The sequence below is a fragment of the Mycolicibacter sp. MU0083 genome, from assembly GCF_963378075.1.
Classification (GTDB): Bacteria; Actinomycetota; Actinomycetes; order Mycobacteriales; family Mycobacteriaceae; genus Mycobacterium; species Mycobacterium kokjensenii.
Map to the genome: position 1 here is coordinate 3,720,863 of NZ_OY726394.1, position 14,989 is coordinate 3,735,851.

Genomic DNA, 14,989 nt, shown 5'->3' on the forward strand with positions numbered 1-14,989 from the left:
ATGCGTCTCAAACTCGGTCGCCCCGACCTGGATCGCTACGCCCACCGGTTCGACGTCCCGCCCGCGGCGCCGGATGCGCCGCTGAGCCTGACCTGGCTCGGGGTGTCGACGGTGCTCATCGACGACGGTTCGTCGGCGCTGCTGACCGACGGCTACTTCTCCCGCCCCGGTCTGGCGCGGATCCAGTTCGGCAAGGTCGCCCCGGTGCCGGCCCGCGTCGACGGTTGTCTGGCCCGCGCCGGTATCTCCGGGCTGGCGGCGGTGGTGCCGGTGCACACCCACATCGACCACGTGCTGGATTCGGCATTGGTCGCCGAACGTACCGGTGCGCTGCTGGTGGGCGGCGAGTCGGCGGTCAACGTGGGCCGCGGCCACGGGTTGACCGAGGGCCGGCTGGTGCTCGCCACACCGAACCGGCCGATCTCGTTGGGCGCCTACGACGTGACGCTGGTCGAATCGGAGCACTGCCCCCCGGACCGGTTCCCCGGCGACATCACCGCACCGGTCACTCCCCCGGTCCGGGCCAAGGCCTACCGCTGCGGCGAAGCGTGGTCGGCGGTGGTGGCCCACCGCCCGACGGACCGGCGGGTGCTGATGGTCGGCAGCGCCGGGTTCGTCCGGGGCTCGCTGGACGGGTACCGGGCCGAGGTCGCCTATCTGGGGGTGGGCCAGCTCGGGCTGCAGTCCCGCCGCTACCTGACCGACTACTGGTCGGAGACGGTACGCACCGTCGGCGCCAAGACCGTGGTGTTGACCCACTGGGATGATTTCTTCCGGCCGCTGTCGAAGCCGTTGCGCGCGTTGCCCTATGCCGGCGACGACCTGGACGTGACGATGCGGGTCCTCGGGGAGCTGGCCGAGGCCGACGGGGTCGGCCTGCACCTGCCCACGGTGTGGCGACGTGAGGATCCGTGGGCCTGAGTCTGGCTCTTGCACTGCTGGCGCTCGCCACGGTGTTGGGGTTCGCGGTGGCCCGCCCCAGGGGCTGGCCGGAAGCGTTCGCGGCGGTACCGGCCGCGGTGATCTGTGTTGCGGCAGGCGCCATCTCGGTGTCGGCCGCCCTCGCCGAAGTCGCCGCCCTGCTGCACGTGGTGGCGTTCCTGGGCGCGGTGCTGGTACTGGCCCGACTCTGCGACGACGAGGGCCTGTTCGACGCCGCCGGGGCCGCGATGGCCCGCGCCGACGTCGGGCCGCCGCAGCATCTGTTGCGCCGGGTCTTCGTGATCGCCGCCGGCCTGACCGCCGTGCTGAGCCTGGACGCGACGGTGGTGCTGCTGACGCCGGTGGTGCTGACGATGGTCCGCCGCCGCCGGGCACCGGTGCGCCCGCACGCGTATGCGACCGCGCACCTGGCCAACACCGCGTCGTTGCTGCTGCCGGTGTCCAACCTGACCAATCTGTTGGCGTTCCGCGAGACCGGGCTGTCGTTCGCGGAGTTCACCGCACTGATGGCGGCCCCGTGGCTGGCCGGCACCGCCGTGGTGTACCTGATCTTCCGGTGGTTCTTCCGCGCCGATCTACGCGCCACGCCGGCGCACCCGCAAGCCGGCCCACCGCCGCCGGTCCCGGTGTTCGTGCTGGTGGTCCTGGGCCTGACGCTGGCCGGGTTCGTGGTCGCCGAGTCGTTGGGCGTGCCGCCGGCGTGGGCGGCGGTCGCCGGGGCGGCGGTGCTGGCGGTGCGCGGACTGGCGCAGCGCCGCAGCACCCCGGGCGGCATCGTGCGGGCCGCCAGCCCAAGCTTTCTGGTGTTCGTGCTGGCGCTGGGCGTGGTGGTGCGGGCCGTGGTGGACAACGGGCTGGGTGACCGGATGGCCACCCTGCTGCCGACCGGCACGGGCCTGCCGGCGTTGCTGGGGATCGCGGCAGTCGCCGCGGTACTGGCCAACGTGGTCAACAACCTGCCCGCGACGCTGGTGTTGGCGCCGTTGGTGGCCCCCGGCGGCCCGATCGCGGTGCTGGCGGTGCTGATCGGGGTCAACATCGGACCGAATCTCAGCTACACCGGATCGCTGTCGAACCTGCTGTGGCGCCGGGTGGTGCGCAGGCATCGGGTGACGGCCGGGGTGGGCGAGTACACCCGCCTGGGGCTGTGCACGGTGCCGGCCACCCTGCTGGCAGCAGTGCTGGCATTGTGGGCCGGTGCACGCCTGTTGGGGGTTTGACGCCATCCCCACGGCCCGCCTCGGCCGACACGACCGATGCCCGCCACGTAACGCCGCTTTGTCTCTGTTGTGTTGTCAATGTTCGCTTTTGGGTCAGGCTGCGGTGAGCAGAGGCGTCAGGGTCCGGCGAGCGTGTGCGCGTAGGTGGTCGGATTTTCTGCGGGGGTGCTTCGGGTCTGGTGGCGGGATGAACCAGGGGTGACGGTCTGCGCCGAGGTAGACCTGCCAGCCGTCGTGATGGATGACGGTGTGGTGGCGCCGGCATAGCAGTACCCCGTTGTCGAGGCTGGTCACCCCGTCAGCAGTCCAGGGGCGGATGTGGTGGGCATCGCACCAGGAAGCGGGTCTGCCACAGCCGGGGAAAGCACATCCCTGATCGCGGACGGTCAGCGCTTTGCGGATCTTGGGAGGAAACAATCGTTGACTACGTCCCACGTCCAGGGGTGCGCCGTGGGCATCGACGTGCACGGCGTCGACGGTGGCGTCGCAGGAGATCAGTTCGGCGGTGGGGATGCTGACCGGGCCGGTGAATCCGAGCATGTCCACCGGTGGGGTCCCTGCCACGGTCGCGGCGGGGGTGGGTCGAACAAGGGTGACATGCGGTAGCACTCCGCCCGATTGTGGGCGCCCCGAACCAGATAGGTAGTCACGGATGAGTTGGCCGAATCCGTCGGCGCGGCGCCGGGCGGTGGTGCGGGGATCCGAGGAGCCGTCGGGGGCGGGTACCGGCCGACACAGGGGGTCCAGGGCGGCGTGCAGTTCTTCGCCGGTGAGTACGTCGAGGTCGAAACTGGCTTTGATCCGGCCGTCGCGGTCGTGGGTCAGCGTCATCTCATTAAGCGCGGCGTCCTCGGCCACCGGCACCGAGCCTTCACAAGGTGCGGTCGGCGCTGCGGCGATGGCGATCGCCCGGGCTTTTCTGCCTACTGCGGCCGGGGTGGTCTCGATCATCAGTTTCGTGACCAGTCGCGCGACCTCGTCATCGGATAGCCCGACGCGGTCGGCGACGTGGCCGATCCCGACACCGACGGCATCGGCGAACTCGATGCCCACTGCTCCCAGGCGCTGGGCTCGAGTGAGTGCTGCCAGTTGCGGGGCGGCTCGCCCGACTCGCGCAGACCGGTACGCCACGGCCGGTGCGACACCGAGCCCGATCAGCAGGTCCGCGCCGGATCGCAGATGCTTGCGTGCGGGGATCCCGAGGCGCTCGGCGGCCGCGACCGCCGAGGCGATCAGGTGATCGATCAGATTGCCCAACGTCACCGCGGCCCGCAGTGCGGCCAGCAGTGGTTGTTCATCGAAGTCGCGGCGGGGGTCGTTGAGCAGTGCAGACAGTCCGCGCTGCACCCCGCAGGCGGGAGTCAGGTCGCCGATGAGCCGATCGACGAAGGCTTCGAGATCGGTAGCGTCCATGGCGGGTACCTTCCGAGCGATGACATTAATCGAATATATGTTCGATGCTACTCGGATTTCCGCCGCCCGCAAGGCGTGATGTCTCAGGACATCGGTGACAGTCGACGCGTGGGGAGATCACACCCGATAACCCCCGGGCAGCGGCATGCCCAGTTCGGCGAGCACGGTGCGCAACCTGCTCGGATAGTCGGTGATGATGCCGTCGACGCCCACGGCGATCAGCTCGCGCATCACTGCGGGGTCGTTGACCGTCCACGGAATGACCGACAACCCCGCCGCATGCGCCCGCTCGACGAACTTCCGATCCACCACCGCGTAGTCCGGCGACACGATGTCTGCGCCCGCCGCCACCGCCCCGTCGATCGGATCGGATCCCCGCTCCCACAGCGCGACCAGCGGCACCGTCGGATCGATCGCACGCACCAACGCCAGCGTGCGCCAGTCGAAGCTCTGGACCTCGACGTCGCCCAGCGTTCCCGCGGCACGCGCCGCCGCCAGGATCACCTCGACCAGCCGCTGCTGATTCTCGCCATCCACCTTGGTCTCGACGTTGTAGCGCACACCCGTGTGACGGGCCAGCGCGAAGACCTCCGGTAGCGTCGCGATCTTGTTGCCGGCCACCACTTCCGCGTGCGGGAACTCGGGCTGCGGCAACCCGCAGTCCAGGGTGCGGATCTGGGCGAGGTCCAACTCCCCCACCCGCTTGCCGACGTACGGATAGTCGGGATCGCCGGCGAACACCGGACCCGTGTCGGCGCATTTCACCGATTCGATCGAGAGGTCATGCCAGACCAGCGGCAAACCGTCGCGGGTCAGCACGACATCCAACTCCAGTGTGCTGACACCTAATTCAAGGGATTTGGCGAACGCCCGCAGCGATTCCTCGGTGGTCTCGCCACGGCCACCGCGATGCGCCTGCAGGTCGAACCCGGAAGGTTGCGCGCCGGACGCCGGGGCCAGGCTCCCCGACACAGCCGCCAACAGCACGGCCGCCGCGACTGCGCGGCGAATCACCGCCGTTGGCGGGCGATCTCGGCCAGCACCACGCCGGCGGCCACCGACGCGTTGAGCGATTCGGTCGGACCGGCCATCGGAATCGACACGATCGCGTCGCAGTTCTGCCGGACCAGCCGGGACAGGCCCTTGCCCTCGGAGCCGACGACCACGACCATCGGTCCGGTGCCGTCCAACTCGTCGACGACGGTGTCGCCGCCGGCGTCGAGTCCGACCACCTGCAGGCCGCGGTCCGCCCACGCCTTGAGCGTCTGGTTCAGGTTGGCCGCCCGCGCGACCGGAATCCGTGCCGCCGCACCGGCACTGGTCCGCCATGCCACTGCGGTCACCGAAGCCGACCGGCGTTGCGGAATGACCACACCGTGCCCGCCGAACGCCGCCACCGACCGCACGATGGCACCCAGATTGCGCGGGTCGGAGATGTTGTCCAACGCGACCAGCAGGGCCGGAGCCGCGTCCTGACGCGCGGCGTCCAACAGATCGTCGGGATGGGCGTAGCTGTAGGGAGGAACCTGCAGCGCGATGCCCTGATGCAGTCCGTTGGTGGTCATCTTGTCCAAGTCGGACCGCGGAACCTCGAGAATCGGCAGCCCGGAATCTGCTGCGCGGGTTACCGATTCGGTCAGGCGCTCATCGGCTTCGGCGCCCAGCGCCACATACAGCGCGGTGGCCGGGATCCCGGCGCGCAGGCACTCGAGCACCGGGTTGCGACCCAGCACCGTCTCGCTCTCGTCGGCCCGCTTGGCCGTCCGGTAGGCACGCTGCTTAGCCGCGGCCTTGGCCGCCTTGGCGGCCGGGTGGTACTCGCGCTTGTGGGCCGGCGGAGTGGCACCGCGGCCCTCGAGCCCGCGGCGACGTTGCCCACCGGAACCGACGGTCGGGCCCTTCTTGGTGCCCGCTTTGCGGACCGCACCCTTGCGCTTGGAGTTTCCGGCCATCTACTCAGCCCCTTCGACCAGCAGTGACCATTGTGGACCGTCCCCGGTATCGGTGACCTCGATGCCGGCATCCTTGAGCCTCCCGCGGATCTCGTCGGCCAACTGCCAATCCCGTTCCGCGCGAGCCGTTTCCCGGCGTTCCAGTTCGGCGCGCACCAACACGTCCACCGCCGCCAGCGCCGCCGACTCCTGGTCCCGCGATTCCCAGCGCTCGTTGAGCGGGTCGCAGCCCAGCACGTCCATCATCGCCCGGATGGCACCCGCGGCCGCCAATGCGCCGTCGTGGTCGCCGGAGTCCAGCGCCCGGTTGCCCTCCGCGCGGGTGCGGTGCACCTCGGCCAGCGCGATCGGCACCGACAGGTCGTCGTCGAGTGCGGCGGCGAACTTCGGCGTCCAGGTGGTGAGGTCGACGGCGCCCACCCGACTGCGGACCCGGTGCAGGAAGTCCTCGATGCCGGCATAGGCGTTGACGGCGTCGTGCAGCGCGGTCTCGGAGAACTCCAGCATCGACCGGTAGTGGGCGCTGCCCAGGTAGTAGCGCAACTCGGCCGGCCGGACCCGCTGCAGCACCGCCGACATCGACAGCACGTTGCCCAGCGACTTGCTCATCTTCTCGCCGCCCAGGGTGACCCACCCGTTGTGCAGCCAGTAGTTCGCGAACCCGTCGCCGGCCGCGCGGCTCTGCGCGATCTCGTTCTCGTGATGCGGAAAGACCAGGTCCATACCGCCGCAGTGGATGTCGAACTCGGCGCCGAGGTAAGCCCGCGCCATCGCCGAGCACTCCAGGTGCCAACCGGGCCGGCCGGGCCCCCACGGCGTCGGCCAACTGGGCTCACCGGGCTTGGCGCCCTTCCACAGCGTGAAATCCCGCGGATCGCGTTTGCCGGTGGCCACGCCCTCGCCCTGGTGCACGTCGTCGATGCGATGCCCGGACAGTTGCCCGTAGTCGGGGTAGCTCAGCACGTCGAAGTAGACGTCACCGTCGCCGGCGTAGGCGTGGCCGGTGTCGATCAGGCGCGCGATCAGCTCCACCATCTGGGTGATGTGACCGGTGGCGCGCGGCTCGGCCGAGGGCGGCAGTACGCCCAGGGCCTCGTATGCGGCGGTGAACTCCCGCTCGTGGGTGGCGGCCCACTCCCACCAGGGCCGGCCCGCAGCGGCGGCCTTGGTCAGGATCTTGTCGTCGATGTCGGTCACGTTGCGCACGAACGCGACGTCGTAGCCCCGGGCGGTGAGCCAGCGACGCAGCACGTCGAACGCCACGCCACTGCGGACGTGGCCGATGTGGGGGGCGGCCTGCACGGTGGCACCGCACAGATAGATGGACACCTGGCCGGGCCGCAGCGGGATGAAATCACGCACGGCGCCGGTTGCCGTGTCGTGCAGCCGCAGGCTGGGGCGATCGGTCACGACGGGCCAGCTTACCGGGCGCCAGAACCATAACCTCCACACCCGCCTTTACCAGGTGTTTCTCAGAAACAGTCGCCTCAGGCCGCATCGTTGGACAGGTGCTGGAAGGTGGCATATATTGCGGCAGTGAGCAAACGTCTGGTCGCAGCCTCCGGAGCATTCCTCGCTGCAATTGCAATTGCCGGTCCCGCGACGGCGTACGCCGATGAGCCGAACAACAACCAGCAGCAGCCGCAGCCCGCGGAACTGGTGTCGGCGCCGGTGCAGCAGACCCCTCCGGACGAGCAGCAGCTCGCCCCCGCCCAGGAGCTCGCCCCGGGCCAGCACGACATGATGCAGAACGCCCAAGAGGCTCAGGACGAGCAGCAGCGGCAGATGGCCGAGCAGCAGGCCGACCAGATGGGTCAGGCCACCACCGCCGGCGCCGGTGTCAGCACCGCCAGCATGGCCGCGATGGGCCCCCAGATCGGCATGCAGCTGGCCATGATGGCCCCGATGATGGCGATGTACGCGCCGATGATGGCCATGCCGCTGGCGACCCCGCTGATGACCAGCCTCGCCACCTCGGGTGCGGCCGCCGGCGCTGTCACCGCCAGCGATCTGGCCGCCGACGGTGCCGCGGTAGCCGGCTCGTCCGCGGCGACCGATTTCGCCGGGGCCACCGCCGCCGACCTGCCCTTCAACCTGGGCGAAGGCCTGACCCCGGACTTCCTCGACCCCGGTGCCCTGATCGACGGCACGGACGCAGTCGGCAACGCCGTGGGCGACGCTGCTGCTGCCGCCGCGGGTGACATTTCCGGCGAGCTCGCCTCCAGCCTGGCGGGCGACCTCCCCGGAATCGCCGCGGAGACCGGTACCGAGATCGGCACCCAGGCGGCCGGCGACGGCGTCTGCTTGGGCCTGTCCTTCCTCGGCCTCTGCGGCTAAGCCTCTTTCCCGCTCTCCCCGCCTGACCTAACGCGGCGCCACCAACGCGGTGGCGACCGCGGCCAGGCCCTCTCCCCGGCCGGTGAGTCCGAGTCCGTCGGTGGTCGTCGCCGACACCGACACCGGTGCGCCGAGCAGTTCGGTCAGGACTTGTTGCGCCTCGCCGCGGCGCGGCCCGATCTTCGGCCGGTTGGCGATCACCTGCACCGCGGCGTTTCCGACCACGAATCCGTGCTCGTCGAGCAGATCGCGTACGTGGCCGAGCATCACGGCACCCGTTACGCGGGCCCAGCGGGGATCGTCGACGCCGAACACCGAGCCCAGGTCTCCCAGCCCCGCCGCGGACAACAGCGCGTCACACAGGGCGTGTACGGCCACGTCGCCGTCGGAGTGCCCGGCGCAGCCGTCGGCGTCGGGGAACAACAACCCCAACAGCCAGCAGGGCCGGCCCGGCTCCACCGGATGGACATCGGTGCCCAGGCCCACCCGGGGCAGCAGGCTCACCGATTCACCAGGGCCTCGGCGAGTACCGCATCCAGGCCGGTGGTGATCTTGAAGGCCAACGGATCTCCCTCGACCACCTGGACCTGGCCGCCGATGTGCTCGACCATCGAGGCGTCGTCGGTGAATCGGTCGCCCGAACCCGCCTGCTGGTAGGCGCGCAACAACAAGTCGGCGGCGAATCCCTGCGGTGTCTGCACCGACCGCAGCCCAGCCCGTTCGGGCGTGCCCAGCACCGCGCCGTTGGCATCGATGGCCTTGATGGTGTCGGCGACCGGGAGCGCGGGTACCACGGCGCGGTGTCCCGCGTGCAGCGCCTCGACGACACGGACCACCAGCGACGACGGGGTCAACGGGCGAGCCGCATCGTGGACCAGCACGAAATCGGGTTCGCCGGCGGCGGCCAGCGCCAATCGGACCGACTCGACGCGGTCGGCACCGCCCGCCACGACGGTGGCGCTCTCGCCGAGGATCAGCTTGGCCTCATCGGTGCGGCCGGCCGGCACCGCGACCACCACGCGGTCGACGACCCCGGAATCCCGGAGACCCGCGACCGCACGCTCGACCAGGGTGTGCCCGCCGAGCAGAAAGAAAGCCTTCGGGATTCCGGCGCCCAGGCGCTTACCCGATCCCGCGGCCGGAACCACGGCTACCGTGCTTGGCATAGATTCCCTCGGAATCTCACCGGTACTGCGATCAGGACGCCGCCGCGAGTACCTCGTCGAGGATGGTCTCGGCCTTGGCGTCATCGGTGTTCTCGGCCAGGGCCAGTTCACCGACCAGGATCTGACGTGCCTTGGCCAGCATCCGCTTCTCGCCGGCGGACAGGCCACGCTCCTGGTCACGACGCCACAGGTCGCGGACCACCTCGGCTACCTTGTGCACGTCACCGGAGGCGAGCTTCTCCAGGTTGGCCTTGTAACGACGCGACCAGTTGGTCGGTTCTTCGGTGTGCGGAGCCCGCAGCACCTGGAAAACCTTGTCGAGGCCTTCCTGGCCGACAACGTCACGCACACCGACGTACTCAGCATTTTCAGCGGGAACTCGAACGGTGAGGTCGCCCTGGGCAACCTTGAGGACCAGGTAGTCCTTTTGCTCACCTTTGATGGTCCGGGTTTCAATCGCCTCGATCAACGCTGCACCGTGGTGTGGATATACGACGGTGTCTCCGACCTTGAAGATCATCTGATTTGAGCCCCTTTCGCTACCCCATGCTAACACGGCCCGCCGACACCGGACCACCAACGGTGCAGGTCAGGGGCATCGCAGGGCCCCGAGGGGGGTTGACAGCAAGCGCTAACCATGCATGGCGCGGCCCGATCGGGGCAGGTCGGTGCGGTTGCGGGCGACCCGGAACCCTGCGCTACCGCCGCAACCGGGTTGCTACTACAGTGCATAGTCACAAGCCGCGCCAGCCGAGCAGGAGACCATACGTGAACCGGTTCAACAGTGCCTTGAAGAAGGCCGCTATCGGACTTGTCGCCGCCACCGCGCTGGCCGCGTGCGGCACCGGCCAGTACTCGCAGACCGCCGACCAGGCGGCCGCGGTCAACGGCAGCGCGGCCGACGTCGGCGACCTGGCACTGCGCGACGTGCAGATCCAGGCCGTGCAGTCCGGCGACGCCCTGGAGCCCGGCGACACCGTCGACCTGGTCTTCGTCGTCACCAACCAGTCGACACAGACCCCCGACGAACTGACCGAGATCACCTCCCCGATCGGCAAGGTGTCGCCGTTGACCGGGGCCAAGACGGTGCCCGTCGACGGCGTCCTGGTGGTCGGTACCCCGGCCGGCCCGGACCTGCCGACCGCACCCGCGGCCAAGGCATTGCCCGAGGTCGCCGACGCCAACACCGCATCGGCGACGGTCACGCTGGACCAGGAGATCCGCAACGGACTCACCTACGAGTTCACCTTCAACTTCAAGAACGCCGGCAAGGTGAGCCTGCAGGTGCCGATCTCGGCCGGACCGGTCTCGCACCACCACTGACCCCGGCGCCTCGACCGGCACTGTCGGACCGACCCGTTACGGTCGCCGAGTGGCCAAGGCACGTTCGCTCTATCGCTGTTCGGAATGCGGGAACACCACCGCGAAATGGGTGGGTCGCTGCCCGGAATGCGGTAGCTGGGGCGGTATCGACCCGGTAGCCGAGGCGGCACCGGCGGCCGGCGGCCTGCGACCGGCGACCCCGGCACGCCCCGCGGTTCCGATCAGCTCCATCGCCGTGGGTTCCGCGCGGCCCCAACCGACCGGCGTCGCCGAACTGGATCGGGTGCTGGGCGGCGGCGTGGTGCCCGGCTCGGTCACCCTGCTCGCCGGTGATCCCGGCGTCGGAAAGTCCACGCTGCTCCTGGAAGTCGCCCATCGCTGGGCCTTGGCGGGACGGCGGGCACTGTACGTGTCCGGGGAGGAATCCGCCGGGCAGATCCGGCTGCGGGCCGAACGCACCGGGTCCAGCCACGACGAGATCTATCTGGCCGCCGAATCCGACCTGCAGACGGTACTCGGCCACATCGCGGCGGTACGGCCGTCCCTGATGGTGGTCGACTCGGTGCAGACCGTGGCCGCCTCCGACACCGACGGCGTGACCGGCGGCGTCACCCAGGTACGTGCCGTCACCGCGGCACTGACCGCCGCGGCCAAGGCCGCCGATGTGGCACTGGTGCTGGTCGGGCACGTCACCAAGGACGGCGCGATCGCCGGCCCGCGTTCCCTGGAGCACCTCGTCGACGTGGTGCTGCACTTCGAAGGCGACCGCAACTCGGTGCTGCGAATGGTGCGCGCGGTCAAGAACCGTTACGGCGCCACCGACGAGGTGGGCTGTTTCCTGCTGCACGACAACGGTATCGAGGGCATCGCGGACCCGTCCGGGCTCTTCCTCGAGCAGCGCAGCGAACCGGTGGCGGGCACCGCGATCACGGTGGCGCTGGACGGCAAGCGCCCGTTGATCGGTGAGGTGCAGGCCCTGCTGGCCACGCCGTCGGGCGGCTCGCCGCGCCGGGCGGTCAGCGGGATCGATCACGCCCGCGCCGCAATGATCACCGCGGTACTGGACAAGCACGGCAAACTGCCGATCGCGGCCGGCGACATCTACCTGTCGACGGTCGGCGGGATGCGGTTGACCGACCCGTCGACCGATCTGGCGGTCGCCGTGGCGCTGGCGTCGGCCTACACCGAACTGCCGCTGCCCGCGACCACCGTCGTGGTGGGCGAGGTCGGATTGGCCGGCGATCTGCGACCGGTCAACGGTATGGACCGCCGGCTCGCCGAAGCGGCCCGACTGGGGTTCACCACGGCGCTGACGCCGCCGAGCGCCCCGGCCGCGGTGGGCGGCCTGCGCACCGTCGCGGCCGCCAATATCGGCGCGGCGCTGCGCCACCTGGCCGATATCGCGGGGCGGCGCACCGGTCGGCCGGCGCCCCGGTCATTGGACGGCGACTAGCCCGATCAGTTGCCGGGCGGCGGCGCGTCCGCCGGCGGCGGCGGTACTTCCTCCACCGGCGGGGGCGCATCCGGCGCACCCTCGGTCAGCATGAACGGCACCGTCGCCGATCTCAGATTGCCCAGTTGGACGACGAGGTTGTAGGTGCCCGGCCCGATCGGTTGTCGCGGCAGTGGGCACTGCGGCTCCGAACCCATGCCCGTCCAGGTCACCGTGGTGGTGACCTGCTCGCCCGGGTCGAAGGTCTTCACCAGGGTCTCGTTCGACGGTGCGCAGTCCAGGTTCGACCACAACCGCTGGTTGTCCAGCGAATAGACGTAGGCGGCCAGCACCGCCGCGCCCACATCCCGCTTGCAGGCGACCAGACCGATGTTGGTGACGACCATGGTGAACTGGGGCTGCTCTCCGAGCGCGTACTGCGGACCGGTCAGGCCCTTGACCGCCAGCGTCGAATCGGGGCAGTCGTCGCCCTCCTTGAGCACCGGCGGCGGCGTCACCGCGGCGGTGGGGGTCGCCGACGGTGGCGGTGCCTGCTCCGCCGGCGGGACCACCGGGGTCTTGACCTCTTCGGGCGACGAGCCCTGCGGCTTGGCGCCGGCGGAGGTGGACGTGTTCTTCGCGTCGGCCGTCTTGCTGCCGCCACTGTGTGAGGCGAAGAAGAAGATGGCCGAGACCACTGCGATCACGGTGAGTGCAATACCCACCGCGAGGCCACGTCGTCGCCAATAGATCTGCGAAGGCAGCGGACCCTGCGGTTCCAAATCGAGCACGCTCTCACGGTAGGTCGCGCCCCGCGCGAGTTGTCCGATCCGTCCCGGCGTGTCGTTGCCGCGTTGTGACCTTCGGCGACTATTCGGCCGTTCTCAGTCCTCGATGTCGCCGACGTCGCCGACGTCACCGATCCGATTGCGCAGCGTCACCTGCCCGTCGGCGAGGTGATAGGTGGCGCCGACGATGGCCAGCGAACCGGCGGCGATCCGCTGGGCTATCGACGTGGACCGGGTCGCCAGTTGCGTCACGGTCTCGCTGACGTGGCGGGCTTCGAACTCGTCGACGCCGCGCAGGCCGTCGCGGCGGCCCAGCATGATCGACGGGGCCACCCGCTCGACGATGTCGCGCAGGAAGCCGCCCGGCACCTCGCCGTCGTCGAGCGCGGCCAGCGCGGCCTTGACCGCACCGCAACTGTCGTGACCCAGGACCACGATCAGCGGGACGTCGAGCACCTCCACCCCGAATTCGATCGACCCCAGCACCGCCGAGTCGATGACGTGGCCGGCGGTGCGCACCACGAACATGTCGCCCAGGCCCTGATCGAAGATCAACTCCGCGGCTACCCGGCTGTCGCCGCAGCCGAACACCACCGCGGTGGGTTTCTGCCCCTCGGCGAGTGCGGCCCGACGCGCCACCCCCTGGCTGGGGTGGCTGGGCTTACCGGCGACGAAACGCTGGTTACCCTCCTTGAGTGCCTTCCACGCTGAGACCGGGTTCGAGTTGGGCATGTCCATCATTCTGCACTGCATCGGCGGCGGCCGCGCGGTGAGCATCGATGCCGACGACCTACTGGGCTGGTTCGCCGTCGCCGAACGCGACCTGCCGTGGCGGGCGGGAGATGTCACGCCGTGGCAGATCCTGGTGAGCGAGTTCATGCTCCAGCAGACCCCGGTGGCCCGGGTGCTGCCGATCTGGCCGGATTGGGTGGCGCGCTGGCCGACCCCGTCGGCGACCGCGGCGGCAAGCCAGGCCGACGTGCTGCGGGCCTGGGGGAAACTCGGCTATCCCCGGCGGGCCAAGCGACTCCACGAATGCGCTGCGGTGATCGCCCGGGACTTCGCCGACGAGGTCCCCGACGACGTCGAGGTCCTGGAGCAGCTGCCCGGGATCGGTAGCTACACCGCCCGCGCGGTGGCCGGTTTCGCCTACCGCCAACCGGTTCCGGTGGTCGACACCAACGTGCGCCGGGTGGTGGCCCGGGCGGTGCACGGACAGGCGGACGCCGGGTCCCCTTCGGTCAAACGCGATCACGCCGACGTGGAGGCTCTGCTGGCCCTGCTACCCGACGCCGAGCGGGCGGCCCGGTTCTCCGCGGCGCTGATGGAACTGGGCGCGATCGTGTGCACCGCGCGTGCGCCGCAGTGCGGGCACTGCCCGTTGCGCGGTGATTGCCGATGGCTGCTGGCCGGCTCGCCACCTGGTGCCGACCGTAAGCGGCCCGCCCAGCGCTATGCCGGCACCGATCGGCAGGCCCGGGGCCGACTGTTGGATGTGTTGCGGGACAACACTGTTGCCGTGACACGTGCCGAACTGGACCTGGCATGGCCGGCCGATGCGGTGCAGCGCGAGCGGGCGCTGTCGTCGTTGCTGGACGACGGCCTGGCCGAACGCCTGCCCGATGGCCGCTTCGCGCTGCCGGGTCACGACAGGAACGACTCGACGGCCTCGCGGTAGGTCTGCGGAGCGTCGTCGTGCACCAGATGCCCGGCGTCGGGGACGTGCAGGTAGCTGCCTTCGGGCGTCAACCGGTGCATCTCCCGCATCTGCCCCGGCGGTGTCACCGTGTTGCCGGCCTCGATCAGCAGTACCGGGACGCGCACCGCGCGCCACTGCGCCCAGTAGTCGCGGGTGCCCCACTCGGCGGCGATCTGCACCCACTTCTCCGGCCGCCCGTGCAGCCGCCAGCCGGTCTCGGTGCGGTCGAAGGCCTCCAGGAAGTACCGGCCGGCGATCTCGCCGAATTCGGCGATCACATCCTCGGCCCGGCCGAACTCGACCGGAAGCGCATGCGCCCACGGCTCCCACGCCCCGGTGGTGAAGGCGGTGAAGTCCGGCGCCATGTCCTCGACCACCAGCGCCGACACCAGCTCGGGATGCCGAGCCGCCAGACACCAGGAGTGCAGTCCACCCATCGAGTGGCCGATCAACCGCACCGGCCCGGGCAGCTGTTCGACCGCGGTGGCCAGGTCGGCGACGAAGCGTTCGGTGGAGATCGGGTGCGGGTCGTCGACCTCGCGGCCACGGTGCCAGGGCGCGTCGTAGGTGTAGACCGAACCCAGTCGCGACAGCCACGGCCACTGCCGGGGCCAGGTACTTCCGCGGCCCATCAAGCCGTGGACCAGCACCAGCGGCGTTCCGTGCCCGCCGCGATAGGTCAGCAACTCGGTCGACGCATTCTCCACCCGGGGCACG

16 protein-coding genes are annotated in these 14,989 nt (G+C 70.1%); 6 read left to right on the forward strand and 10 right to left on the reverse strand.

Translation table 11 applies throughout. The annotated features are described in order from the left end of the window. Positions 1–921, forward strand: coding sequence for an MBL fold metallo-hydrolase (locus RCP38_RS17435; RefSeq protein ID WP_308474178.1), 921 nt, complete (start codon positions 1–3; stop codon positions 919–921). Continuing rightward, the gene (locus tag RCP38_RS17440; RefSeq protein ID WP_308477384.1) at positions 918–2,162 is read left to right on the forward strand and encodes an SLC13 family permease; all 1,245 of its coding nucleotides are present in this window, start codon (positions 918–920) and stop codon (positions 2,160–2,162) included. The genes RCP38_RS17435 and RCP38_RS17440 overlap by 4 nt, the downstream gene beginning before the upstream one ends. A gap of 93 nt (positions 2,163–2,255) precedes the next feature. On the opposite strand, the gene RCP38_RS17445 is transcribed toward RCP38_RS17440, so the two are convergent. From RCP38_RS17445 to cysS, 4 genes are all read right to left on the reverse strand, one after another. Further along, on the reverse strand, positions 2,256–3,575 hold the full coding sequence (locus RCP38_RS17445; protein ID WP_308474179.1) for an HNH endonuclease signature motif containing protein: 1,320 nt from the start codon (positions 3,573–3,575) through the stop codon (positions 2,256–2,258). Positions 3,576–3,692: 117 nt separating this feature from the next. Beyond that, complete coding sequence (locus tag RCP38_RS17450) at positions 3,693–4,589, reverse strand: glycerophosphodiester phosphodiesterase family protein (protein ID WP_308474180.1); 897 nt, start codon at positions 4,587–4,589, stop codon at positions 3,693–3,695. Next, positions 4,586–5,527 carry a 23S rRNA (guanosine(2251)-2'-O)-methyltransferase RlmB gene (gene rlmB / locus RCP38_RS17455; protein ID WP_308474181.1) on the reverse strand — a complete coding sequence of 314 codons (942 nt, stop codon included), beginning with the start codon at positions 5,525–5,527 and terminating at the stop codon, positions 4,586–4,588. Before rlmB ends, RCP38_RS17450 begins: the two co-directional genes overlap by 4 nt. Continuing rightward, entirely contained in the window at positions 5,528–6,937 is a 1,410-nt protein-coding gene (cysS, locus tag RCP38_RS17460) for a cysteine--tRNA ligase (RefSeq protein WP_308474182.1), read from the reverse strand. A gap of 126 nt (positions 6,938–7,063) precedes the next feature. Here cysS and RCP38_RS17465 point away from each other — a divergent pair, with 126 nt between their 5' ends. Next, positions 7,064–7,864 carry a hypothetical protein gene (locus RCP38_RS17465; RefSeq protein WP_308474183.1) on the forward strand — a complete coding sequence of 267 codons (801 nt, stop codon included), beginning with the start codon at positions 7,064–7,066 and terminating at the stop codon, positions 7,862–7,864. A gap of 27 nt (positions 7,865–7,891) precedes the next feature. On the opposite strand, the gene ispF is transcribed toward RCP38_RS17465, so the two are convergent. From ispF to carD, 3 genes are read right to left on the reverse strand one after another with little or no spacing between them, the layout of a single operon-like run. After that, entirely contained in the window at positions 7,892–8,368 is a 477-nt protein-coding gene (ispF, locus tag RCP38_RS17470) for a 2-C-methyl-D-erythritol 2,4-cyclodiphosphate synthase (RefSeq protein ID WP_308474184.1), read from the reverse strand. Beyond that, complete coding sequence (ispD, locus tag RCP38_RS17475; protein WP_308474185.1) at positions 8,365–9,030, reverse strand: 2-C-methyl-D-erythritol 4-phosphate cytidylyltransferase; 666 nt, start codon at positions 9,028–9,030, stop codon at positions 8,365–8,367. The genes ispF and ispD overlap by 4 nt, the downstream gene beginning before the upstream one ends. Before the next feature lie 31 nt (positions 9,031–9,061). After that, the gene (gene carD / locus RCP38_RS17480) at positions 9,062–9,550 is read right to left on the reverse strand and encodes an RNA polymerase-binding transcription factor CarD (RefSeq protein ID WP_013830798.1); all 489 of its coding nucleotides are present in this window, start codon (positions 9,548–9,550) and stop codon (positions 9,062–9,064) included. Between the two features lie 248 nt (positions 9,551–9,798). Between carD and RCP38_RS17485 the strand changes: the two genes are divergently transcribed. Beyond that, positions 9,799–10,353, forward strand: a complete 555-nt coding sequence (locus tag RCP38_RS17485) for a copper chaperone PCu(A)C domain-containing protein (RefSeq protein WP_308474186.1) — start codon at positions 9,799–9,801, stop codon at positions 10,351–10,353. Between the two features lie 49 nt (positions 10,354–10,402). Then, positions 10,403–11,806 carry a DNA repair protein RadA gene (radA, locus tag RCP38_RS17490; RefSeq protein WP_308474187.1) on the forward strand — a complete coding sequence of 468 codons (1,404 nt, stop codon included), beginning with the start codon at positions 10,403–10,405 and terminating at the stop codon, positions 11,804–11,806. A 5-nt stretch (positions 11,807–11,811) separates the two neighbouring features. Here radA and RCP38_RS17495 read toward each other — a convergent pair whose 3' ends face one another. Further along, complete coding sequence (locus tag RCP38_RS17495; RefSeq protein WP_308474188.1) at positions 11,812–12,576, reverse strand: hypothetical protein; 765 nt, start codon at positions 12,574–12,576, stop codon at positions 11,812–11,814. Between the two features lie 93 nt (positions 12,577–12,669). Continuing rightward, positions 12,670–13,305: a carbonic anhydrase gene (locus tag RCP38_RS17500; protein ID WP_308474189.1), complete on the reverse strand. Its 636-nt coding sequence runs from the start codon at positions 13,303–13,305 to the stop codon at positions 12,670–12,672. Here RCP38_RS17500 and RCP38_RS17505 point away from each other — a divergent pair. Continuing rightward, positions 13,304–14,251, forward strand: a complete 948-nt coding sequence (locus tag RCP38_RS17505; RefSeq protein ID WP_308474190.1) for an HhH-GPD family protein — start codon at positions 13,304–13,306, stop codon at positions 14,249–14,251. The genes RCP38_RS17500 and RCP38_RS17505 overlap by 2 nt on opposite strands. Here the strand turns inward: RCP38_RS17505 and RCP38_RS17510 are convergent. Beyond that, positions 14,218–14,979 carry an alpha/beta fold hydrolase gene (locus RCP38_RS17510; protein WP_308474191.1) on the reverse strand — a complete coding sequence of 254 codons (762 nt, stop codon included), beginning with the start codon at positions 14,977–14,979 and terminating at the stop codon, positions 14,218–14,220. The two genes, RCP38_RS17505 and RCP38_RS17510, sit on opposite strands and share 34 nt — an antisense overlap. Positions 14,980–14,989 lie beyond the last annotated feature (10 nt).